We start from the raw sequence: 23,745 nt of genomic DNA, 5'->3' as shown, positions 1-23,745 counted from the left end.
ACTAACGCCGATCGAGCCGAAACACCCCTTGGTCCTTACGACCTTGGAAGGTTGCTTCAAAATGGCCAGGCGTGACCGTTGCCGACATCCGATAGGTACCGACCAGGGGCAGACGTTTGACGCTGGTGTATTGTCCCGGCCAGGGAGTGGGAGTGAGACGAGTCGAGTAGACAAAAGGAATGACTTTGGCGAATCGCCCCGCAAAAACCGCTCGATAATCACCGGCCGCTGTCTGCCGAATGCTGGCCCGCAGCGGACCACGGTGGCCGTTGGTGCCGCTGATCCACTCGCCTCGCCATTTTCCCACGGGAGCCCAATTGGTTGCGGGAGCCCAGGCGGCACCCCGTTCGCTGGCTACCGCCGGGGACGGGCAAGCTACGGAGCTGATGGCGAGGATCCCCAGCACGATCCCCAGCTGCTTGGCTACGCGATGCATTGACGTGACACGTTGCATTAAATTGTTCCTCCGCGTGTGAAGTTGTTACAAAGTCATTATGATTGCTAGCTGGCCAATTGGAAGAAACCCTTTATTGACCGCTGCTTCACCAGCCGCTGCTTAACCTGCCATCGCTTATGTATGTGTTTGAAAATCCGGTGCTCCAACGGGAGTTATTGGTCAATCTCCGCACCAACCGGGCCTTCCTACTGTTGGCCGCTTATCAGTTGCTGTTGGCCGCCGTAGTGTTGGTCGCATGGCCGACCGACGTGCGACTCGATTTGACTCAGAATCCGGCCAGCGCCCGCAAACTGGTCAATTTGTTTTTCCTTGGCCAGTACGTAATCGCGTCATTGATGGCCCCCAGCTTTGCCGCCGGCACGATCACTGGCGAAAAGGAGCGGAAGACTTACGAGATGCTGTTGGCCAGCCCCCTTTTGCCGGGGGCGATCGTGCTGGGAAAAATGGTCGCTTCGCTGACCCACTTGGGCATGCTGATTATTGCCTCGTTGCCGATCATCGTGCTCTGCCTGCCGCTGGGAGGAGTCAGCGTCTACGAGGTTTTGGCGGCCTATTTGGGGCTAATCATGTCGGTCATTCTGTTCGGCGCGATCGGGGTTGTTTGCAGCAGTTATTTTAAACGGACCAGTTCTTCGCTGGTGGTCAGCTATCTACTGATCCTACCGATGGTCATCGGTGGTGTTTTGCTATGGCGAGCCTTGGAGAGTGACGGGCAGCTGCGTTTGCAATTGGCCCTCACGGTACTCCCCGCTTACACCTTGACCGCCGTGATTCTGCTCTGCTCCAATGCGGCGGCCCGCATGTTGTATCCGCCCGACATGGGAAGCGAGGGTGAAGAAGTCGTCGATTTGGAAAAAGAAGCCAAAGAAGCGATCGGGTTGATTATCCAGCGAGACCAATTTCCCGATCGCCTGTTTGCCCCGGCGAAAAAACAAGAGTTGATGCCCGATGGCACTAATCCGGTTTATGACAAAGAGATTCACAGCGAGATTTTCAGCCAAGGGACTTTAATGCTGCGGCTGGTGATTCAGATCAGCATGCTGTTGGCAATCCCGCTCATGTCGGTGCTGTTGTTCGCCCGGCCGCAATGGTGCATGTGGTACTTGGTCTACGTGGTCGTGTTCAATATTCTTGTCGGCCCAGTTTTTTCGGCGGGTAGCATCACCAGCGAGCGCGAACGGCAGACGTTGGACTTGCTGCTGACGACAACCATTACACCGGCGCAGATTTTGTGGGGAAAATTGATCGTCGGCCTGCGCGTCTCGACAGTTTTGACCAGTTTTTTGTTGTGGCCTTTATTTCTGGCCACGATCATGGTCTCTCAGTATTGGAGCAACTTGCTGAGCGTGCTGATGATTTACCTGATCGTGCTGATGGCCTGCCTCACCAACTCGGTGGTTGCCCAATTCTGCAGCAGCATTTGCCGCAAAACTTCAATCAGCTTAATGGTCACTTACATGAGCTTGTTGGCACTCTACGCGGTACCAGCGGCGATCACGATGTTGTTGAACATTCTTGAATTTGATCAAGCTACCATCGACAAAGCGGGGTGGTTGGGCATTACCAGTCCCTTCGCGGCTGGCTTCGCCCTCCCGCTCGATGGCGAACTCTCGCTCGATGGCTTTACGGTGGTCAACCCGGGCAGGTGGGAACTGGTGGCAGCTTACTTTGTCACTTCCGGCGTGTTGGTGGCACTGATGATGTTCATCATGGATCGGCGGTTAACGTATCGATCCGGCTCCGACGCATAATTTTCAAAGCCTCTGTAAATGTTGCACAACCCCTGCCAGCCAGCGTCTACCATTCAGCCAGCACTCTAAAAGAAAAAACCGAAAAAACGCCCCACTTTACTCCTTGGAGGAACAAAAAACGCACGCTCGGCTCCCTTTGGCACACCACTCGCTAAGTAATTATTTTCAGTGAGACAAAGGAACAAGCGAAAGCCGGGATCGGGCGGTGGCTCGAGATGTTAACCCCAGTGACTTTCAGTTTCTCCGTCGAGCGAATAGGAGAAAATTCGAGCAAGGCAAGAAATCTCGAGTAACGCAAGGAACGGCGCACGCTTTTGCAAGCTGTTTTCCCTGGAACAGCGAGCTGACAACGAAAGAGCCCGGCTGGACATGCATGACCAGCCGGGCTCTCGTCGTATTCAGATTAAGCCGCTAGGCTCGAACGCTAGATCAAATCTTGCTTGCGTTTCTTCCGCCGCTGCTTGGAACAGGCCTGGCACACGCCTTGGATGATTAGGCGGTGATTGGCCACTCGGAAGTTATTGTCCGCAGCAACTTCGTCACGCAATTTCAAAAGCGCTTCGCTTTGAAATTCGAACAACCCCCGGCACTTAGTACAGTACAAGTGATCATGCTGGGGATAGCCATAATCGTGCTCAAACACGGTGCGGCCGTCGAGTTGGAAGCTGCGTAACAACCCCGCGTCGACGAACTCTTTCAAGGTCCGGTAAACGGTCGGCCGGCTGACGTAGTTGGACTCACCCTTGCGAGGCAACTGCTCAATCAGCGCATCGGCGTCAAAGTGCTCGTGCGTGCTGAAGACTTGTTGCACGAGAAAACGACGTTGCTCGGTTTGCCGCAAGCCGCGACTTTGCAAGTATTCCTCGAAGCGCTTTTCGGGCGACAACGAAACAGGCACTCGCGGTAATGGGGCATCCGCCGCTTCCACAACAACTTGATCCACTACTTAGCTCGCTCGAAGGTACGCTGAAAACAACACCCTAATGTAACTGTCGATTGTAACAGGGTGTTAACTTGGCTGCATTCGCCGGGCCGATTTGAAGCAGTTTGCCGCCCGACTAGCCCATTTCGTCGAACATTCGCCCGAGAGCGATGTCCATTTTTTCAGGCGTGTCGTAGCTGCCGCTGGCGATCTGCCGGCGAATATCGGCGATTTTGTCCAATCGCATATCGCCCCCCACGGTGGAAGGCGCAGCTGTGGCCGCAGTTGACGACGCTGCGGATGTCGCGGCGACATCTCCGGCAGCACGAGCTTGGGGTGAGATATCCAGCTGGTCAACCGGACTGACGGACGGCTTACTGGGACCACTTGCCCCCCCAGCCTGCGTCATGCGCGACGGCTGTTGAGCGGCTTGGGTCGGATTTAATCGAAATGGACCGATGACTTGCATCGCGGATTGCTCCAATGCATCTAGGAAAGCAGCCCAGCACCTCCGTGGCGCGGCTGCAACGGCGCGGTTAGGCAAAACCCGGATGAGCGTTCCAATCCCTGAGACTCCAAAGAGCCCCTCAGGAAAACTCACCAGCTTCGACGATTCGGGCGCCGCATTCCGTGTCCGAGAATGTGCAATCCGTAGCAGATAAGAGACAATAGCAAGCGCGAACTTTTTTGGTGTCGAAACCAGAATTAAGTATCGGCCTCCACCACCCTCGGCCTGCAGCAATTCCCTCGTCTCCACACTCCTCCAGATCAAAACATTCGCGTCTCTACCTGACACTAGCAGATCTCCCGGTCGGAGCGGTAGGTGAATTGAGTTTTTCTGCGAAAAAAACCGGATAAATGCCCTCCCCCGCAAAACCGTCACAACCTACCCCAGGAAACTCCTACGGATTTTTTAAACCTCCCATTTTACCCTGTCGTCACATTTTACGTGCTACGTTTTGGTGGCATGATTTGCCAAGTCACGCACACCAGACACCGCTACGGGGAACTGCTCAGATGACGAAGACCACGGAAATCAACGCTCCGGCCGAAATGATCGTCACCATGGACCGTCGCCGCGAGGAGCGCCGCGAAAATAACTCCGAGGAAACTACCCAGACCGCTGCTCCCGTGCGTCGCAAAGCCCAACGACGTCGGCAAATCGATCCCACCACTTGCGAGCGTGACTACTCGAACGACGAGATCGAGTTCATGCAGGCGATGGACACCTACAAACGAACGGCTGGGCGAATGTTTCCCACTTGCAGCGAGATTCTCGAAGTGCTGCGGTCGATGGGCTACGTCCGTCTCAACGAAGAACAACAAGCATTATTGTTTGGCGATGTCGACGCGGAGTTCAACGGTGCCGATGCTTACTTGGCAGAGTCCGACGAGGAAGAAGACGACTTCGACACGGTCGACAGCGAACTCTAGTCGGGACCGACCCCAAACAAAACCGACGACAAACAGCCGACACTTAGGAACAGCCGACGAGGAACCACTCGGGCTGAGGGGCCAGGGGGCACCAGCCAACCGCTCGCGGAACTGACAAGAGACCGCCGGCGGTTGGCTTCTGGCCTTTCAACCTAGCTTCGCTTTCCAGCGCTGAAATTTCGAGGGCTAAAACGCAGAGGGATATGGTTCGATGGGAAGACGCTAGCGAGCGTCAAATTGCTGGCGAAGCGAGGCTTGCAACTCGGCCAACTGCTGCTGGCTCAACTGCTCGAACTCCTCGTTCGACATCACCGACAGCCCCGGCAGTTCCTGTAACCATTGAATCTGGCCTCCAACCCTGCCTTCCGCCTTGCCTTCTTGTTTGGCGATTCTCTCGATCGAAGTTACGTATGGCATGCTTTTCTCCCTTTCGATTTGCTGCACAGCGTACCTGAATTGCAGCTCGAAATCTTCGGGTAAATCCATCACCCAGTCGATGAACCGAAACAAACTTCGCACTTGCTCAGCCGGCCATTGCTTTTCATAAAGGCTGCGAGCCAACTCAATTTTGAAGCGAAAGCGGGTGTCAGGAGAGCCAGCTGAGCCCTGCGCTTGCAAGTGTGCAGCAATAACGGTGGCAAACGGGTTTGAAGACTGCTTGAGGCTTTCAATCTCGGCGGCGAAGTCCTGCAGTTTCACGACCGGGTAGGAAAAGCTCGAGAAAACCCTTGAGGTACGTGTCCAGAACTTCCTTCCAAGGAATTATCGTCTTCGGTCATCTGTCACCGCACCTTGTTATTTGTTTGTTCAGTATCATCCTTTTTCAGCGGCTGCTTCTCCACTGCGTAGGCCTCAATTTCAAAGGGGTTGTCACGATAATAATGGCGTCCCCGTAGCGGTTGATACAGGGAGGCCAGCAGATAGGCTGGCCCCATCAGCAAGCCCCACCGCTCGAACTGGGCGACGTGGACCCGTTCGTGCCGGCGGGTGCGTTCCAATTGCCGCGAATTCTGACCCAACACTGTGTGCCCCAGCGTCATGGCTGCCGCGCGAACCGGCAAACGCACCAGCAGCCAAGCCACTCCTGGGCCTTGGATTTCGAACACCCCTGCGACTAACCGCACTTGCCCTCGCAGGGCCAGCCCGACGGCCAAACCAAGCACTGTGTAGGGGCTAGCCCAAATATAAGCGAGACAGCGAATCCAGATCATGGCAAAACCACCGAACATTTACCCGAGTTAAGTACACTTTCCTAAACAACGAGCGGACAATAAGCAGTCGCCCTTCGCGACTGAAACCCAACCGGGGCGGATCGAGTATGATTATCGGTAGATGTACTTGATTTTTCCGCACGAACCCTGATCAATGAAGAAGCATACGATGGACAGACTGTGTTGGGCACCTCTGCTTTTGGGAGCAGTTTGGTTGCCGTGCTCCATTGGGTTTCCGGATAACGCAGCGGTTGCTCAAGCGCCCGTGGAGTTCATTCCAAATCAAGCCCCCCTGGTGTTTGCCTTGGATGATCCCGTCGGCTTGCTGACAACCGCTGAATCATTGCCTCTCGATCGCTTACAGGACACAGTCCCAGCGGTCCGACTGACCATGCTGGCTCCCCAACTGCTGGCGGCGCGGGGCGGCTTGATGTGGGCCGAAAGGCAGCTGGGGGTTAGCTTGCGGGAGATGCTGCAAGTAGCGGCCGGGGATGGTTTGGTGCTGGCCGTGGAACGCGAGAATTCGCTCGTGCTGGTCACCCGCTCACCACAACCGCAGCGTTTGCCGGGGCTCGTGCGTGCTGTGGCTCAATTGGTTTCAGGCCAAAAAGTTGGCCGCGACGCGCCCGCCCCGCAGCCCAGCGGCAGCTACCGTGGAGTCGACGCCTATCAAGTTGGCGAACTCGTGCTCGCCACGGCCGGCGATTCCCTGCTGCTGGCTTCCAACGCGGAACTGGCTAAAGCAACCATTGATGGATTGCTCGACGGCGGAGATCCATCCACTTGGCGAGGGCTACCCGCCGCGGAGCCGACCAGCGTGCGAATGCTGTTGAGACACGCGGCGATACCGATGATCGAGGAATTGATCGATCAAGCCTCGGGGCCGAATCGAGATTTCGGACAAGAGCTGCTGTTCGGCGGCGTGCTGGCTTCGCTCACTGTCGAGGGTGAGAGTTCAGCCGTTATCCAGCTGGAGAAAACGGGACTCTCGCTGAAGTGGTCGACGCTGCGGCAACCGGCGGACGACCAAGCTGATTCCGCCGCAGCCTTCACCGCCGATCTGCCAGCCAGCACCAGAATCCGTTCACTCATTAATGGCTTTGCTGATTCACCCGCTGGCAACAACGACTCCCCTTCGCCTGCTCTGCAACTGCCCCAACTGCCAGCCGGTGCGATCGCCCACCTATCATTCGATCGAGACTTGGCGATGCTCTGGGCCGAAAAAGATTTGCTGCTTAGCGAACAAGTGGCTGCCCAACTGGATGTCACTGACAGCCAACTGTCCACGGCATTCGGTGGATTTGATTTTGGCGACGAAGTCCTGGGTGCTATCAATCCCACGCTCCGCCTCATCGTGCTGCCCGCCGCCAATCCCCAATCAAAACCACCGGTGCTGCCCGAAGCGGCGCTGCTGGGAAGCCTGCGCGTCGACAATCCCGACCAAGTGGCTCGGCGGTTTCGCATCGCTTGGCAAACTGTGATCGGAATTGTCAACGTGGAAAGAGGTGGTAATGGCCAACCACAGTTAGAGCTGGAAACTCTAAACCAAAACGGTCTGAAAATGATGACTGGACGTTACAGCGTGGCAGACGCCGAAGAACTGAACGCCGACTCGGTCGATCTTTACGCCAGCCTCGCCCCCACGATCGCCACCGCCGCCGATCGCCTGGTCATCGCAACTTCTGACAACTTGGCGAAGAGAGCGATTCAAAATGACCAACTCCAACCGCAAACGGGCGAAGGTGGCATTCTCTCGCTGGCGATCGCTGGCCCCGCGCTAGCCGACCTCTTGTCTCTCAACCGCCCCGCCCTGCTTGCCCAAAACATGCTGGAAAAGGGAAACCCCAAAGAGCAAGCGGAGACCGAAGTTGATACCTTGATCGAAGCCGCCCGATTCATCCATTCCGCCGCCCTGCGGGCTGCCATGCACCCTAACGGTTTACAAGCCATCGCCATGCTCCGCTGGGACGCCACGGAGCTCGGTTCGCCAGCAGCCACCAATGCTGCCACCAGGGAGTGACCGATGAAAAATCGCGATTGGGATCAAGCACTCATGGAAACGGCTTGGCAACCCTTCCAACCAACGGCCACGACTCCGTTCGATCATCGGCTGGCCGGACATTTGCTCCGCCGCGCCACCTTCGGAGGGACCACCGCGGAGATCGATACGCTAACTGCCATGGGACCCGAAGAGGCTGTCGAAAAGTTACTGCAGCCGACGGGCGCCGCGGCGTTTGCGAACGAAGCAAATGCCATGATCCGGACCAGCCTCGTGCTGGGCGACTCCGGCAACTTAATCGATTGGTGGCTGTATCGCCTGCTGGCCGATCCGCATGGCGTTCGCGAAAAGGCAACCTTCTTCTGGCACGGCCACTTTTGCACCAGCCGTGACAAGGTCCCCGATGCGCAGTTGTTGTTGTCACAAAACAACACCCTAAGAGAGCACGCCCTGGGGCCTTTTGCGGAGCTGGTGAAAGCCATCTCCAGGGACGCGGCGATGCTAATCTATTTGGATAGCACCGAAAATCGCAAAAGCCGCCCCAACGAAAACTATGCTCGCGAGCTGCTGGAATTATTCTGCCTGGGGCTGGGCAACTACACTGAGCAAGACATCAAGGAACTAGCACGCTGCTTTACCGGTTGGGAAGTTAGACGCCGACGGTTTCGCATCAGCAGCTCGGATCACGATTTCGGGACGAAACAAGTTCTCGGCACCAGCGGGCCGCTCAATGGGGATGCGGCAATCGATGTCATTCTGCAGCAACCGGCCGCCGCTCGTTTCATCGCCACCAAACTCATTCGCTTTTATGTCACCGACGACGCCCTGCCGCCAGCGGTCATTCAACAACTGGCTGATATCGTGGTGACTGCCCAGTGGCAAATCGATCAAGTGCTGCGGACGATCTTCACCAGTCGTTTGTTTTATTCCCCAGCCAGCATCGGCCGAAAAATTGCCGGCCCGCTGGAATGGACGCTCAACTGCCTAAACCTGCTGGAAACCCGGGGCTCCTATGATCGCTTGCGAAATGGCTTGGAGGCAATGGGCCAAGTTCCGCTGGAACCACCCAATGTAAAAGGTTGGCCGGACGGCACGAGCTGGATCGATCCTTCCAGAATGGCGGCGCGCGTCAATTGGTGCCATCAAGTGGCTCAACAACTGGAACCTCCAGGTAGTCTCGATTCCTGGCTCGTGCGACAAGGCCTGCATGACGCGGACAGTATCTCAACATGGATTGCCAAATATCTGATCGCAATACCGCTAGCTCCATCCCGCGCCAAATTGCTGCGAACACAGCTTGATAACCTCCGACAACCTTCCGACCAATTCCGCCTGGCGATAAAAATCGCTGGCGTAATGCCCGAAGCTCATCTCAACTAACAGGCCCTTTTCGCAGGCCCTGCTCACTCACACAAGTTTGAGAATTATGATGCATGCAATCAATCGGCGTCGTTTCATCCGCTGTTCGTCGGCCGGGGCAGTCGCAGCGGTCGGTGTCGGCCATGCGGTCAGCCCCTGGTGGACCGATGCAGCACTCGCAGCCGGCGGACCACGCGCAGATAACGAACGCACGCTGGTCGTTGTCCAGTTATCAGGTGGCAATGATGGGCTTAACACCATTATCCCGTTCGCGGACGAAGCCTATCACGAGAACCGCCTAACGTTGTCTTATAACAAAGATAACGTGTTGCGAATCCATAACGACCTTGGCTGGCACCCCTCGGCTCGTGGTCTGGCTGATTTATTGGAGGCGGGCAGGCTGTCGGTCATCCAAGGTGTCGGCTATCCCAATCCCAATCGATCGCATTTTGAATCGATGGACTTGTGGCACACGGCGCACGCCAACAGCCGCGCCACAGGTTGGCTGGGGCGTTTTGCCGACGTCGATCAGGAGAGCAAATCAAACACCCCGCACTCCGTCTACGTGGGCAGCGGTGTGCGCCCGCTAGCCCTGCAAGCCCGCGACTCGATCGCTTGGACGGTGCGAGATCTCGATCAACTTCGCCTGCGAACCGACGCGCGGGAACGCGACATCGTCCAGCAACTGGCCACGACGACCGAGCAAGACAACGATTTTTCACAGCTAATTGCCAACAACCTGCGGGCCGCGTTACGAGCCGACGAGCAACTGGCGAACACGTTGCGACAAAGCTCCGGGGCCAGCTATCGGGGCGACGCCCTGGGAAATGACCTCCGCCAAGTCGCGGCGATGATTCGCTCCGGGCTGCCGGCGCGGGTGTATTACGTCACCCTGGATGGATTCGACACACATGCCAACCAACTCGCCGCGCATGCCAGTTTGCTGGACCAGCTAAGCTCGGGAGTGCAGGCTTTCTGCGACGATTTGGCAAATGACGGTTTGTTGGACCAAGTGCTGCTGATGTGTTTCAGCGAATTCGGCCGCCGCGTGAAAGAGAACGGCAGCCAAGGAACCGACCATGGAGTTGCCGGACCGATGTTCATCGCTGGTGGCAATTGTCGCGGCGGCATCGTCGGCGACCACCCCAGCTTAACCGATCTTATCGAAGGGGACCTCAAACATGCCATCGACTACCGCAGCGTCTACCGCACTCTCTTGGAAGACTGGTTGGGGACCAGCAACCCAACTTTAATCGAGGGCCAATACGACAAACTTCCGAACCTACTCGCTTAGCCGGTTCAACCGTAAAATATCAGCCGCCACGCGCCAGCGTGCGGTTCCCCGGAATCATGAGCTGGCGCTCAACGTCTGCTCTAGCCGAAATACTGATGTCGAGGTACCTAACCAACAAAAATCTCCTAATTTCTAAAATCTTTCCCTGATTTCCAAACTCGTCCCGGTTGATTCTCGCCTCTCTGATTAGGCCGCTAAGGTTGCGCTTGCGCCAGCGGCAACATTGAAATCTGAGATCTTTGGCGAATTGGAACTGGAAAGATGAACAGCAAGAAACTCACGTCGCGGACCAGCGGGTTTACGTTGGTGGAATTACTGGTGGTGATCGCCATCATTGGTGTGCTGGTGGGACTGCTACTCCCCGCTGTGCAAGCCGCTCGTGAGGCCGCCAGAAGAATGTCATGTTCCAACAACATGAAGCAAATTGGGCTGGCGATGCTGAACTACGAAAGCACTGTGCAGCGGCTTCCCGCGGGCCTGACTTGGATCAATGGCGGCAGCACCATCGATCCATCGGGCACCGGATTTATCGCGATTCTTCCGTACATCGAAGCCAGCAACACCGCCAGGTTGATCAATCCAAGCATTCCCTGGTACATGCAATCGGCTCAAGCTTGCCAAGTCGTGGAACCGACCTACTTTTGCCCATCAGACACCGCCGAAGAGCTGCACCAATACCCCTTCATCACCCCATTTAACACACCTTCCGGAGACATTTACGCCACCTGCTCTTACGCTTTTAGCCTCGGTTATCACGACGGCTTTGGCTACACTTCGAACTACCGTGCGCGTCCGATTACGCGCGCGTCGGGAGTATTCTGCACCAATTTTTGGCCAAGACTCTCTGTCATCAGCGACGGTCTTAGCAACACATTTGCCATCGGTGAAGCCGCATCGGGCCAAGACATGTGCGAAGGACTGGGTTGTACCGAGCCGCTGCAACGACAACCGGGTGAAAACACAGCCATTTTCGGTTGGCTCGTGGGTGCTTCCAATCCATCCTCCTTCTTTGCCGGTGGGTTTCGCTACAGCGGGTCTTATGCCAGCACCGTGGAACCGATCAACAAGTATCCTGTGACTGACTCGTTCTTTGATGAAGCCAACTTCAATTCCTTTCTCCCCAGTTGGAATGGCGGAACGCACCGCGTCTCCAATTTCCGCAGCTTTCATCCAGCCGGTGCCCAGTTCCTATTCTGCGACGGAAGCGTTCATTTTATCACAGAAACTGTCGACATGACGGTCTATCAAGGGCTCTCCACGCTGCAAGGTCGCGAGATTGTCAAGATTCCATAAGCACTCCTCTAAAATAGATAATTTACTTCTTTCGATCACCACCAATGGAATGATGTACAACAATACTCGTTGAATGCATCTTAATAACTTCCAGGCTTGATTGATCAGTCAATTTAAAGGTCACGATGCCACCAGTATCTTGGTTCTTGGCATAGATTTTCCCCAGCCTGGATTGCGTCGGCAAATGAAAAGCTTCGAGACTTGCATCCGAGTTTTCCAACAAGATCACACGATCATCTTCAATAAACTGCGCTCCACCTAATCTCATGCTGGAAATGACTGGCGTTTCCGCCCGTGTCATACGATCAACCACCACGGCCCCAACTTCGCGAGACAAAAATACTAACCGTTCATTAGCACTGAACACAAAAAACCGCTCACCAGCTAGTGGATATCGCTCCACAACCTGCCCCGTTTCCGCCCCAACGACAATAACCTCGCTGTCGTAACGGAACGCGACACTTTTGCCTGATTCAATAATGCAAATGCTGCCACTATCGATTGGTAATTGGGGAAACGGACGCAGGTCAAGGCTAGCAATTAGACTGGCTTCTGCCCACCGGTTTTGGCTTTTCCATACCCAGGCACGTTCGAAGTTTCTGGCGATCAGGAATTCACCATCGCGGGAGAAGGCTAGCTGAAAAGGTATTTCAGAGTCCACTCTGATGATGCCAACCTGTTCGCCAGTCGCCATCTCAAAGATGCCGACGCCCTCCTCGACTGGCATGGCCGAAACGCCGACAGCCTCACCGAGTGCGAACGGCGAGTGAAAATGGTACCTAGGAAACTGGTTATTATAGGCTGGGTGCGATGGCAGAATCGAACAGGGTGGGAGCTCATAATGATGAATGGTACCTTCCTGAACGCCTCCTGCGATATACTCCGCGCGGGTCGAGTCATTGGAAAAATGCAGCCCCAAAATGCTACCATTCCTGCCAATGTATTTTACCGCAGTGGAGTTTTCTTCAAACTCCTTCACCACCGCCAGATCGTCAACTGACCAGAGACAGACACGCCCATCTTCCGCTGCGGTCAACAAATGATCCTCTCCGAAAAATTCTACTTTCGTCGTGGCAAGCGGGTCATCGGTTAGATGGCACGCATGCAACCAATGATCAGAAGCCTCGAAAGCACCGTCTGATTCGTGGATTCGCAGCGTGCTAAAACCAATTTGTCCGCCACTGTGAGCGGTCGCCAAATGAGCTCCATTGGCTGAGACAGCAAAATCCATTGTCCCGCCAGTAGCCGCTAAGAGTGGTTCGAGCCGCTTCCCAGTCTGGAAGTCGATTTGCTCGATCGCCGCTGAACCATGACGAGAGTAAAGCACAATCCCGTTGCAGATAGAGAACAAACGCGGGTAGGCGCCGTTCCCAGCGGCGAATACCGGATCTATCTCAGAATGCCAAGTAAGCTGTTTACTAGTCAAATCGTAGCGTTCCAGCCGCAACGCACTTCGATTGGTAAGCATTAGTTCGCTATCGTTCTTCAAAAATAGCACCGATTCATTGCGAGCCTCAGGCTCCGGGAATGGAAAACTAGCAACCTCGTTACCCTGCAGGTCAACGACGACAACCGGCTCATAGCGAAACCCGATGGCTATCAATTGTCCATCTGGCGAACACGCCAACGACTCCACTCCGCCCTCTTGATTCGGCTCGCTGCGATACAAAATTGGAAGTGCCCCGCCTTGGTAATTCCCCAACAATGGCCGCGCGTCCCGAATAGTCAGAACTCCTTCTTGATCACCGGTGAGCAAAAGCTCGCCGTCGCCAGAAAACAAGGTAGCGGTAACTTTTCCCGCATGCGGTCCCAATTCTCCCAATAGCCGCCCGTTTTCAAGACTCCAGATTCGCGCGAATCGATCGTCACAAGCAGCCGCCAGGAAACGACCGTCTGGTGATACCGAAAAATCGTTTACGGACGACCCGTTTTGCAACTCCAACAGCGGCTCGGGGCTCGCCAACGATTCGAGGAATCGCACCAGCGATGGCCCTTGATTTTTCTCTGAGTCTTGCAATCCGTTGCCGGCATCCCCTTGGCCAACCTGTTCTCCACCCGAGCCACTAGCGGATGGCTGCGAGCGCACGATCTGTTCCAAGGAATAAAGATCGCGTTCCTCCCATGCTTTGATCATCAACTGCAATCGCCGCGCTTCGAGCAGGTCGGAAACGGTTGACGACTCCGCAGCGGAAGCCGCCAGCGCATCCTGGTCGGAAGCAGGTTTGTCCTCCCTAGCCACCATCGACTTGTCGTAAAAAAATGTGACCGCTGAAACAATCGCCAATAGAAGCGTCGCGACAAGCAGCGGCTTTAGTGCTCTGCGGCGCCACATACGGAGCTGACTCATTCCCTTGCCGGCGATCGGAATGCGATCGATGACCGACTGCAGATCTTCGGCCAATGCTAAAGCGGATGCATATCGATCGCTGGGTCGCTTTTCCAAGGCGATCATTAAAACCAATTCAAGGTCACCGCGACTCCTTTTTCGCCAACCAGCCAATTGCCCGACCTTAATCCCCAACCGCCGGGCAATGATTTTCGGCGATTGCCTAATCGCGGCGGAAATTTTCTGACTAGCCCGCGGCGGAACATCAAGCACGATTCGCCGGCGCAAAGATTCCAGCGACAAATCCTCGGAATCAAACTGGTGAAGCGGTGCAAAACCGGTTACCAACTTAAACAACAAGCCTCCCAACGAGTAAACATCACTCCGCTCGTCAATTACCGTCTCACCAGGCTCCAATTGCTCGGGACTCATGTACATCGGCGTCCCCACCAATTGCCTAAAGTAGGTTTCATAAGCCGCTTGCGAGCCATCAGCTTGCATCGCTTTGGCGACACCAAAATCAATCACTTTGACGACTGGTACCCCGTCGATCGTTTTCACGAGCACGTTGGCAGGCTTCAAATCTCGGTGGATAATGCCCCTGTTATGAGCGTGGTGGGCTGCTTTACAGACATCGAGCACCAATCGGATACGAGCTTCCAAGGAAAGCGAATGCGAGCTGCAGTATTGATCGATTGTTTCCCCATCAACCACTTCCATGGAAAAAAAGGGATACTCCCGGGCCGTCAGCCCAGCATCGTAAACTTCACAAATGTTGGGATGCTCCAGCAAAGCCAAGGTTTGCTTTTCACGCTCAAATCGCGCCAATACTTGCTTGGAGTCCATCCCCGGCTTGATAACTTTCAAGGCGACTCGCCGCCGAATCGGCTCAAGCTGTTCGGCTAAATAGACGGTCCCCATCGCTCCTTCACCAAGGGCCTTAATCAACTTATAGCCCGACACCTCAGGAAAAATTGCCAGGTCGTCACTTGGGAACTGCTGAAAGCTAGCCGCATCGCCGACGACCTCAGCAAGTTCAGCGAGCTCGCTCAACCTCTTGTCGGCTTGGAGCAGCGGATTTTCACTCGCTTCCCCCGATGGACCCAACATCTTTAGCAGCAGCTCTTTTTCCTGAGCGTCTTGGCCGCATTCACGCTGCAAATACTCAAGCACCTCGGCTGGCGAACGGAGCCGAGACGCCTCAGCGAACTTCCGCTGTAATTCAGAGGAAAAGTCAGCGGGTTGGCTCATGGTACATATTTTTCATAGACAACTTACGGCGGCCCCAAACCCTGCATGCGAGGGTAATTATGTTTGAGCTTACCAAGTGTGTCCATGGATTCGATGCGCGAATCGGTAGACTTTCGCCGACAAATTGCGCCAAAGAAAAAAGTTTCATTTTTCCCTGACGCGGGAGTCTGTTTTCTCGCTTATGGGATTTCGCAAAGGAACCAGCCGCCACACGCCAGCGAGCGGTTCCCGGTTGGCGTGCTGTGTTGTGTTGTGAAAACCGCTCTCTGGCGCCAGGCGGCTGATGGAACGACGGCTGATGGAACGTGCGTCGAGCTGGTTAGGCTATTCGGCAGCGAACAACTTAGCGCGAAGGTAGCTGTAGGCGAGGGATTGCATGTAGGCAGACTGCTCATTATTTGCCGCCCCACCGTGTCCGCCTTCAATGTTCTCGTAATAGGTGACGTCGTGTCCTTGGGATTCCATCAAGGCCATCATCTTGCGAGCGTGCCCCGGATGGACTCGGTCGTCGCGCGTTGAAGTGGTGAACAATACGGATGGATACTTCTTGCCGTCGACAATGTTGTGGTACGGCGAAAACTTCTGAATAAATGCCCACTCTTCGGCAATATCCGGATTGCCATATTCGGCCATCCAAGAAGCACCCGCTAACAACTGGTTGTAGCGCCGCATGTCCAGCAACGGTACTTGGCAAACCGCCGCCGCCATCAATTCCGGATAGAGCGCGACCATGTTGCCGACCAACAAACCGCCGTTCGAACCACCCTGGATTCCTAAGCGATTTGGCGAAGTCACTTTGCGAGCGAACAAATCTTTTGCCACGGCGGCAAAATCCTCGTAAGCTCGCAGGCGATTCTCCTTGAGTGCGGCACGGTGCCAACGCGGACCATACTCGCCTCCGCCACGAATGTTGGCGACCACGTAAACGCCCCCTTGGCTAGTCCAAGCACGACCAACGCTGGCGCTATAGCTGGGCTGCAGAGAAATCTCAAAGCCACCGTAACCGTATAACAATGTCGGATGGCTGCCATCGAGCACCAAATCTTCTTGAGCAACCATAAAGTACGGCACTCGCGTTCCATCTTTACTAATTGCGAAGTGCTGAGAAATCTTTAAACCGCTGGCATCATAAAACTCCGGCAGTGACTTGAGCGGTTCAGGTTGCTGGCCAATTTCTCCGATCGCCAAGGTGGTGGGAGTGAGGTAATCGGTGGTCGTCAAGAAATAAGTATTCGATTCATCGGGGTCGATCGGTGAAATCCGCACCGTACCCAACTGGGGCGCGCCGACCAAAGGTTCCGCTTGCCACTGCGGCTCACGAAGGTCTATCACATAGAGCCGATTTGCAACATCCTCGAGCACATTGAGGATCAGGTAATCACGCGTAAAGCTAGCACTCGCCAGAGCGGTCCGCTCCGTCGGCTCGAAAACCATCTTGAACTCGCGCTGCCCGGCCATAAAAGCGTCGAAGTCGGCCAACAACAAACTACCAGCCGGCCAAGTTTTACCAGCCACGGTCCAGGGCTCGCGCAGCTCCAACGATAGGTATTGATGGAACACACCCTTGCTGGCTGAATTGGGAACATCGACTTTGGCCAATTGGCCAGCGTCGTCAAGCAAGTACATTTCGTTGTTGTAAAAGGCCAAGTTGCGAATCACAAAATTGCGTTCGAAACCTGGAGAATCATCATGCACGGCGGCTACCGACATGTCTGTAGGCTGGCCCTCGTAAATCAATTCCGCCTGCTCCAGTGGGGTGCCCCGTTTCCAACGTTTGGCCAACCGCGGATATCCCGAAGTGGTCATTGAGCCGGGACCGAAATCGGTTTGCACAAAGACATGATCACGATCGATCCAACCGATGCTGCCTTTCGCTTCGGGGAGCTGGAAACCGTCTTCGACAAAGCTCAGTGTTTTGAGGTCAAATTCACGACTGACGCCGGCGTCCGCTCCACCGCGAGACAAGGTGATGAGGGCCAAGTCGTAATCGGGACGCAGCAAGCTGGCCCCCTTCCAAACCCAATTCTCACCTTCTTCTTTGCCCAACTTGTCTAAGTCGAGCAAGATCTCCCAATCAGGCTCGTCCCGGCGATACTCGGCCAACGTGGTGCGTCGCCACAAGCCGCGCGGATTTTGCTTGTCGCGCCAAAAATTGTAATAAAAATCACCCCGTTTGGAGACTCCCGGAATCCGCGCGTCGGAGTCGAGAATTGCCAACAAATCGGCGTTCAACTGGTCAAACCCGGGCAAGTTCTCCAACATTTTCTGAGAAGTCGCATTCCGCTCTCGCACCCAAGCCAACGACTTTTCACCTTCGACATCCTCCAGCCATTGCCAGGGATCATCGGGAAATGGGGCTGCGTTGACTGCTTCCGAACTGGAGTCCGCTTCCTGACCGACCGCATTCATACTGAGAACTATCCCAAAAAAGAGGCATCCAAACCATCCACAGAGCTGCTGACGCGCTTTCATCGATTGGACCTTAGACATCATGGACGTGTGATTGATTACCCAGGCGGTAATCAACAATCAAGAGGTGTGTCACAACGACCAATTATAGCAGTCCGGCCACCAACAAAGCAGCCCGCCCGGTTGATTTACCGGGCGGGCTGCGGGCACGTTACACGGCTTGGATCACATCCATTTCCTTCGCCAATCGCTTGCGGGCGACGTGCAGTCGTCGCTTGATCGTTCCCAAAGGGGCCTCGAAAACGATGCTCATCTCCGCCAGCGATTGGCCATGCAGGTAAAAGGCCTCCAGGGTGCGGCGATCCATAACTCCCAACTTGCTCAAACCGACTCGCAATTGGGCCGCTTCCTCTCGACTCACCACCGCACCTTGCGGACAATCTTCGATCAGGCAAGTTGCCTCCAGCGTAACCGGGTCACAAGCCACCGCTTGCGATTGACGCAAGCCGCGGTTGATCGCCATCCGGTGGACGATTCTTCGCAACCAGCCACCGAAGGCCTCAGGCACGCGCAACTGCTCCAGCTTCTCCATCGCTTTGATGAATACTTCCTGGGCCAGCTCCTCCGCCTCGTCCTGGTCCCGCAAACGCTGTCTGGCTAAGGCCAGAACCGTACCGCGGTACCGCTCAAACAACTCACCAAAAGCCTCGCGGTCGCCAGCTTGCGCAGCCTGGACCAATTCCACCACCGTACAACGGCTCAAATCAACTTCACATGCGATGCTCATTGTCGCGTTTCTCTTTCCCAGAATTCCCTTCCGGAGAATCCATGGACGTGTGTCATGCTCTTAATGGAGAAACGTCGCTCAAGGCGACTTTAACCCAAAGCAAAAAAACGCAGCTCGCTGTGCGGCTCCCTTGGCTTCTCGTAACAGTCAAACTGAGACTCGCCGGTCACACCTAAGAACCTATCCGAAAACCATTAGCCGCTTTGGCACTAGCCGCGGTTCTTTTGGGTTTTCAGATGAGTACTAAACCAACAAGCTAAGAAGTTCAAAAAAGCTAGTACACAGAAAGTCATGGCGGTTCCGGTGAAACCGATTGGCAATCACCTTCCGCTACGTTTCTTTGCTCTGGCCGCTGGGTCTATTTCTGTGGGGCTGTATTAACAGCCGCCACGAGGTTTACCCGGTTTGCCAAATGCGTTGAGCGAGTGTTCTCGCCAACGCTCGGATCTGCGATCGCAATCGTCTATCCAGAGATAACTTGGCTGCGGTTGTCCGGGCAGATGTGACTGGAGTTGCCGGCGCAGGGCATGCGCGATGACAACGACAGCAACCATGGTCCGATTCGTAAACGAATTTGCGACCAAACGGGCTACAGCGGTAATCATCATTAAGTTACGCATGGCAACCTCCCCGGCGCCCAGTGAAAGGCGCGGACAGAGCATCAAAGAAATTAAGAGCACGCGTGAACAATTCACACGCAAAATTGGGCGGCCAAGCCGCCTTGCTCTCCAGTGTAACCCTCCGCTGGCTCAGGGGCCAACAGAAAGTTATCCGAAGTGACTAACAACATGGTCGACATTGCGACCCGTTGTGCTTTAGAGACGCGGCGAAAACGAGTCGGTTCGCGCGTTTTTATTTTTTTAAGTTTTTTGTCTGCGTTCGGACAGCCACTGAGCCACGACCACAAACGCTGGCACGAAGAGCAGCGAGAAGATAGTTGCCGCGATCATCCCACCGACAACCGCATTCCCCACCGCTTGACGGCTGGCCGCGCCCGCCCCCGAGGCAACCAAAAGGGGCAAAAAGCCCAAAATCGATGAACAAGCGGTCATCAAAATCGCGCGGAAGCGTAAAGTCGCCGCAGTCAGCGCGGCTTCCTTACGAGGCAGACCTTTCGCCCGGCTCTCATTGGCGAATTCCACAATCAAAATCGCGTTCTTGCTGGCCAACGCCACCAACAACACCACGCCGATCTGCGTGTACACATTGTTCTCACTTCCCCGCATCACGAGCGCCAGCACGACGCCCAACGCGGCCAGGGGGACCACCGCGATCACCGCCGCGGGACTGGTCCAACTCTCGTACTGAGCCGCCAGCACCAGGAACACCGCCACTACGGAGAGCAGCAAGACCAGCGTCTGACCACCACTGGATTGCTTTTCCTGAAACGACATGCCGGTCCACTCGTAACCAAACCCGGCTGGCAACCGAGCCTCGGCCAATTGCTCCATTAAATCCAACGCTTGCCCTGAACTAACCCCTTCCGCCGCGCTACCGTTGACCGCTGCGCTGGAGTAGAGCGAAGTTCTCCGGACCACGGCGGGACCAAAATCATCTTCCACGCGCAACAACGCGCCCAGCGGCACCATCTCGCCCGTTTGGTTGCGAACATCCAGCTTCGCAATCGCGTCGGAAGTCGCTCGAAAAGCACTCTCCGCCTGCACGCGAACCTGATAAGAACGATTGTTATAAGTGAAATCATTCACATAAGCCGAACCGAGCTGGGCTTGCAAGGTACCGAAGATGCTGGCCAGGGGCACACCAAGAGAGCGCGCTTTCTCACGGTCAATGTCCACGAATAATTGTGGCGAATTCGCTCGAAACGTGGTGCTCAAACCTCGCAGACGCGTTTGGCTGTTCCCCGTGCTGACCAAGTCTTCAGCAACCGCTTGTAATTGCTGGTAACCGACTCCGGCGCGATCAAGCACCTCCAGCTGAAAACCTCCGGAGACGCCCAATCCATCAATCGGCGGCGGCGTGAAGGCAAACACGACCGCGCCCCGTAACTCCTGGAAACGAGCTCGTAGTTTAGTCTGGATGGCTGCGAGACTCTTCTCATCCCCTTTGCGATCTTCCCAAGGCTCCAACACCAACACCGAGAAACCCAAGTTGGAACCGGCATAGCCACCCAGCAAGGAATAACCAGCCACCGTGATTGTATCGACCACGCCGGGTATCTCAGCCGTGATCTCGTCGAGCTGGCGAAGCACTTCCTGCGTGCGCTGCTGGGACGCCGAATCGGGCAATTGAACATTGACAAACAGATAGCCCTGATCCTCGTCGGGAACAAAACCAGTTGGCAAGGAACTGAATGAAAAGCCAGTTACCAAAACCAAGCCGACGTACACAACCAACACCAGCCCCAATAATTTCAGGCTTCGCGCGACGAGCTGTCCATAAACCGCCGTCAGCTTATCAAAGACCGCGTTGAACCAACGAAAGCCAATAAAACGACTCTCCCGGGGAGCCCGCAACACGAGCCCACAGAGCGCCGGGCTGAGAGTCAGCGCGTTGATGGTGCTGATTACCACGGCAGCTGAAATCGTAATCGCAAACTGGCGAAACAATTCCCCGGTAATGCCTCCCATAAACGCACTCGGTACGAATACGGCCAACAACACTAAGGTTGTCGCCAGCACCGGCCCGATGATCTCTTCCATGGCTTTGATCGCAGCATCCTTGGGGGTCATGCCGTCGGCCAGGTGACGCGAAGTATTCTCCACCACCACGATCGCGTCATCGACCACAATTCCGATCGCCAACACGACTCCAAACAACGTCAGCATGTTGATCGAATAACCGATTCCCTGTAGCACCGCAAAGGTTCCGATCAACGACACGGGAATCGCCACAACGGGGATAATGGTGGCTCGCCAATCTTGCAAAAACAGGTAGATCACCAGAACGACCAGCACAATCGCCGTGATTAAGGTGACATACACCTCCTTCATCGAGGCGGTCACGAACAACGTGGTATCAAATGGAATCTGATAGGAGAGCCCAGCCGGCCAATTGCGATCGGCGGACAATTGCTGCAACTTTTCGCGAATCATGGTGGCCGTGTTGAGCGCGTTGGCGCCTGGCAATTGATAGATCGCCAAGGTGGCAGCCGGTTGACGGTTAAAACGTGAATCAAGGCTGTACGAGACGCCTCCCAGCTCTAGGCGGGCCACATCTTTCAAACGCAAAATTCGCCCGGCCTCACCACCGCGAATGATGATGTCCTCAAACTCTTCCACCTCCGTTAAACGTCCGCGGGCCACCACGGTGAACTGGAACGCGGTGCCGGGAGGAGCCGGCGCGGCACCGATCTGCCCAGCCGCCACTTGCACGTTCTGCTCGGCTACCGCAGCGATCACATCTTCAGTGGTTAAGCCCCGCTGCTTGAGCTTGTCTGGGTCCAGCCAAATTCGCATGCTGTAGTCGCCAGCGCCGAAAACTTGCACATCCCCAACACCATCAATCCGACTCAACTCGCCCTTAACACTGAGCGAGTAATTACTGAGAAACAAGGGATCGTAGTTGTTGTCATCCGCCGTCAACGTGATGAACTGCAGCATCTGCGTGGAACGTTTTTTCGTTGTCACCCCCTGAGCACGCACCTCGCTCGGCAATTTAACTTCGGCCGCCGCCACGCGATTCTGCACCAGTACCGAAGCGATATCCAAATCGGTGCCGACTTCGAAAGTCACCGTCAGCGTGTAGGTACCGTCACTGCCGCTGGTCGAAGCCATGTAGAGCATGCCCTCGACGCCATTGACTTGCTGTTCAATCGGCACCGCCACGGTGGCGGCAATCGTCTCGGCGTCAGCCCCCGGATAGATCGCCTGCACGCTGATCGTCGGCGGTGCGATCGGCGGAAACTTGGCGATGGGTAAAGCAAAGAAGGAAACCACGCCGGCAATCATGATGATGATCGAAATCACCATCGCAAAAATGGGCCGGTTAATAAAGAATCGTGACATCTGCGGGTGCTTTTAATTGGCCGATAGAATTTCGGGAATGTTCTCCAGCGGTTTGCTTTCCGTCTCCACCGGCAATCCCGGACGGGCTCTCTGCAAACCTTCGATGATGACCTGCGACCGCTCGGTCAGGCCCGTCTGGATCACCGCCCAACCATCAACTCGCCTGCCGACAGTAACGAGAGTCCGTTCCACGTTCCCTTGGTCATTGACGGTCAGCACGAAGGTGCCAAGCTGATCGCGACTGATCGCCAACTCGGGCAGTAGCCACGCTTCGCCATTCTCTTGCCCTGGCCGAGTCACACGGACTTTGACAAACAAACCAGGCACTAATTCGCCAGTTGGATTCTGGAATGCAGCCCGTAATCCCAGCGTCCCGGTAGCAACATCGACACCCGCCTGATCAACGTAGTCAATTTGTCCTTCAAAAATAAAGTCCCCGTCGACTTCGCGTTTCGCGGTGACCTCAAATTTCGACCACTCCTCTCGAGTCAACTTGGCCGACTGGCTGCTGGCAACACGATCTTGAGTGAATTCGAGCAACGTTCGATCGCTAACGCTGAAGTTTATGAAAACTTGTGACTGGTCAATCACCGTCGCCAGAGGTGTGCCCTGCTCGACCAAATTCTGCTCCTTCACAGCCGTTTTCGTCACAAACCCATCGATTGGCGCAGTGACGGTTGTGTAGGCAACATCCAGTTTCGCCCGGTCCAATTCGGCTTCCGCTCCTTGCAGTAGCGCCTTCGCAGCCGCCACGCTGGCCGTCGCCGAACTGACCGCTGCGGCAGCCGATTCCTGAGCAGCGACGGCTGCTTGCAACGCCTGCTCAGAACCGGCCTTTTGGTCGTACAACTTTTGCTGACGATCCAGCTCGCTAGTGGCTTTCCTCAGCGTTGCCTCCGCGTCACTGACGGCCGCTTCCGCCGTCGCGATCGCCGCCCTGGCCTGAGCGACCGCCGCGGTCGCTAATTTTTCGGTGGCAACGTACAGGTCATCTTCGATGCGATATAACACATCACCCGCTTTCACCTCTTGGCCAGGCTGAAAGCTCACCTCTTCAATAAAACCGGCAACCCGTGCACGCACTTCAACGACCGCATTGGCTTCGATGATGCCATTCTCTTCGAGAAAATCAGCCGGCTTACCCAAAACGGGCGTAGCAATCGTGACTTGCGGCGGCGGCGGCTCGACGTACTCATTCGATTCAGCGGAACAACCGAGCAATGCCAGCAATAGCATCAACAGCTGGGCAGTTCGCAGACTAGATACACACATCCGTAAAACCATGCG

The 23,745-nt window shown here is 55.4% G+C and carries 16 protein-coding genes; 6 read left to right on the top strand and 10 right to left on the bottom strand.

The window, feature by feature from the left end; all coding sequences use genetic code 11:
• Position 1: 1 nt before the first annotated feature.
• Positions 2 to 454: a hypothetical protein gene (locus SH139x_RS02440; RefSeq protein ID WP_488353698.1), complete on the bottom strand. Its 453-nt coding sequence runs from the start codon at positions 452 to 454 to the stop codon at positions 2 to 4.
• 119 nt (positions 455 to 573) lie between these two features.
• On the opposite strand from SH139x_RS02440, the gene SH139x_RS02435 reads away from it, so the two are divergent.
• Entirely contained in the window at positions 574 to 2,208 is a 1,635-nt protein-coding gene (locus SH139x_RS02435; protein WP_488353697.1) for an ABC transporter permease subunit, read from the top strand.
• A 424-nt stretch (positions 2,209 to 2,632) separates the two neighbouring features.
• Here the strand turns inward: SH139x_RS02435 and SH139x_RS02430 are convergent, their stop codons facing one another.
• Both SH139x_RS02430 and SH139x_RS02425 read right to left on the bottom strand, forming a co-directional pair.
• Positions 2,633 to 3,151, bottom strand: coding sequence for a Fur family transcriptional regulator (locus tag SH139x_RS02430; protein WP_488353696.1), 519 nt, complete (start codon positions 3,149 to 3,151; stop codon positions 2,633 to 2,635).
• A 115-nt stretch (positions 3,152 to 3,266) separates the two neighbouring features.
• Positions 3,267 to 3,599 (bottom strand): flagellar biosynthesis anti-sigma factor FlgM, encoded by a 333-nt coding sequence (locus SH139x_RS02425; protein ID WP_488353695.1) that lies wholly within the window; start codon positions 3,597 to 3,599, stop codon positions 3,267 to 3,269.
• Between the two features lie 548 nt (positions 3,600 to 4,147).
• Here SH139x_RS02425 and SH139x_RS02420 point away from each other — a divergent pair.
• On the top strand, positions 4,148 to 4,564 hold the full coding sequence (locus SH139x_RS02420; protein WP_488353694.1) for a hypothetical protein: 417 nt from the start codon (positions 4,148 to 4,150) through the stop codon (positions 4,562 to 4,564).
• A gap of 222 nt (positions 4,565 to 4,786) precedes the next feature.
• Here the strand turns inward: SH139x_RS02420 and SH139x_RS02415 are convergent, their stop codons facing one another.
• Together SH139x_RS02415 and SH139x_RS02410 are read right to left on the bottom strand one after the other, a co-directional pair.
• Positions 4,787 to 5,263, bottom strand: a complete 477-nt coding sequence (locus SH139x_RS02415; RefSeq protein ID WP_488353693.1) for a DUF4351 domain-containing protein — start codon at positions 5,261 to 5,263, stop codon at positions 4,787 to 4,789.
• A gap of 83 nt (positions 5,264 to 5,346) precedes the next feature.
• Positions 5,347 to 5,775 (bottom strand): hypothetical protein, encoded by a 429-nt coding sequence (locus SH139x_RS02410; protein WP_488353692.1) that lies wholly within the window; start codon positions 5,773 to 5,775, stop codon positions 5,347 to 5,349.
• Between the two features lie 214 nt (positions 5,776 to 5,989).
• On the opposite strand from SH139x_RS02410, the gene SH139x_RS02405 reads away from it, so the two are divergent.
• From SH139x_RS02405 to SH139x_RS02390, 4 genes are all read left to right on the top strand, one after another.
• On the top strand, positions 5,990 to 7,795 hold the full coding sequence (locus SH139x_RS02405; RefSeq protein WP_488353691.1) for a hypothetical protein: 1,806 nt from the start codon (positions 5,990 to 5,992) through the stop codon (positions 7,793 to 7,795).
• Positions 7,796 to 7,798: 3 nt separating this feature from the next.
• The gene (locus tag SH139x_RS02400) at positions 7,799 to 9,154 is read left to right on the top strand and encodes a DUF1800 domain-containing protein (RefSeq protein ID WP_488353690.1); all 1,356 of its coding nucleotides are present in this window, start codon (positions 7,799 to 7,801) and stop codon (positions 9,152 to 9,154) included.
• Between the two features lie 46 nt (positions 9,155 to 9,200).
• Positions 9,201 to 10,427: a DUF1501 domain-containing protein gene (locus SH139x_RS02395; RefSeq protein WP_488353689.1), complete on the top strand. Its 1,227-nt coding sequence runs from the start codon at positions 9,201 to 9,203 to the stop codon at positions 10,425 to 10,427.
• A 261-nt stretch (positions 10,428 to 10,688) separates the two neighbouring features.
• On the top strand, positions 10,689 to 11,720 hold the full coding sequence (locus SH139x_RS02390; RefSeq protein ID WP_488353688.1) for a DUF1559 family PulG-like putative transporter: 1,032 nt from the start codon (positions 10,689 to 10,691) through the stop codon (positions 11,718 to 11,720).
• A 22-nt stretch (positions 11,721 to 11,742) separates the two neighbouring features.
• On the opposite strand, the gene SH139x_RS02385 is transcribed toward SH139x_RS02390, so the two are convergent.
• From SH139x_RS02385 to SH139x_RS02365, 5 genes are all read right to left on the bottom strand, one after another.
• Positions 11,743 to 15,297 (bottom strand): protein kinase domain-containing protein, encoded by a 3,555-nt coding sequence (locus SH139x_RS02385; RefSeq protein WP_488353687.1) that lies wholly within the window; start codon positions 15,295 to 15,297, stop codon positions 11,743 to 11,745.
• A 324-nt stretch (positions 15,298 to 15,621) separates the two neighbouring features.
• Complete coding sequence (locus tag SH139x_RS02380) at positions 15,622 to 17,706, bottom strand: prolyl oligopeptidase family serine peptidase (protein WP_488353686.1); 2,085 nt, start codon at positions 17,704 to 17,706, stop codon at positions 15,622 to 15,624.
• Positions 17,707 to 17,917: 211 nt separating this feature from the next.
• Positions 17,918 to 18,493, bottom strand: coding sequence for an RNA polymerase sigma factor (locus SH139x_RS02375; RefSeq protein WP_488353685.1), 576 nt, complete (start codon positions 18,491 to 18,493; stop codon positions 17,918 to 17,920).
• An 860-nt stretch (positions 18,494 to 19,353) separates the two neighbouring features.
• Complete coding sequence (locus SH139x_RS02370) at positions 19,354 to 22,458, bottom strand: efflux RND transporter permease subunit (RefSeq protein ID WP_488353684.1); 3,105 nt, start codon at positions 22,456 to 22,458, stop codon at positions 19,354 to 19,356.
• A 12-nt stretch (positions 22,459 to 22,470) separates the two neighbouring features.
• The gene (locus SH139x_RS02365; RefSeq protein ID WP_488353683.1) at positions 22,471 to 23,730 is read right to left on the bottom strand and encodes an efflux RND transporter periplasmic adaptor subunit; all 1,260 of its coding nucleotides are present in this window, start codon (positions 23,728 to 23,730) and stop codon (positions 22,471 to 22,473) included.
• Positions 23,731 to 23,745: the final 15 nt, after the last annotated feature.

The sequence above is a fragment of the Kothea flammea genome (assembly GCF_052161645.1).
Taxonomy (GTDB): domain Bacteria; phylum Planctomycetota; class Planctomycetia; order Pirellulales; family Pirellulaceae; genus Laterigemmans.
The sequence above is the reverse complement of the archived record's forward strand: the minus strand, read 5'-3'. Positions and strand labels throughout refer to the sequence as shown.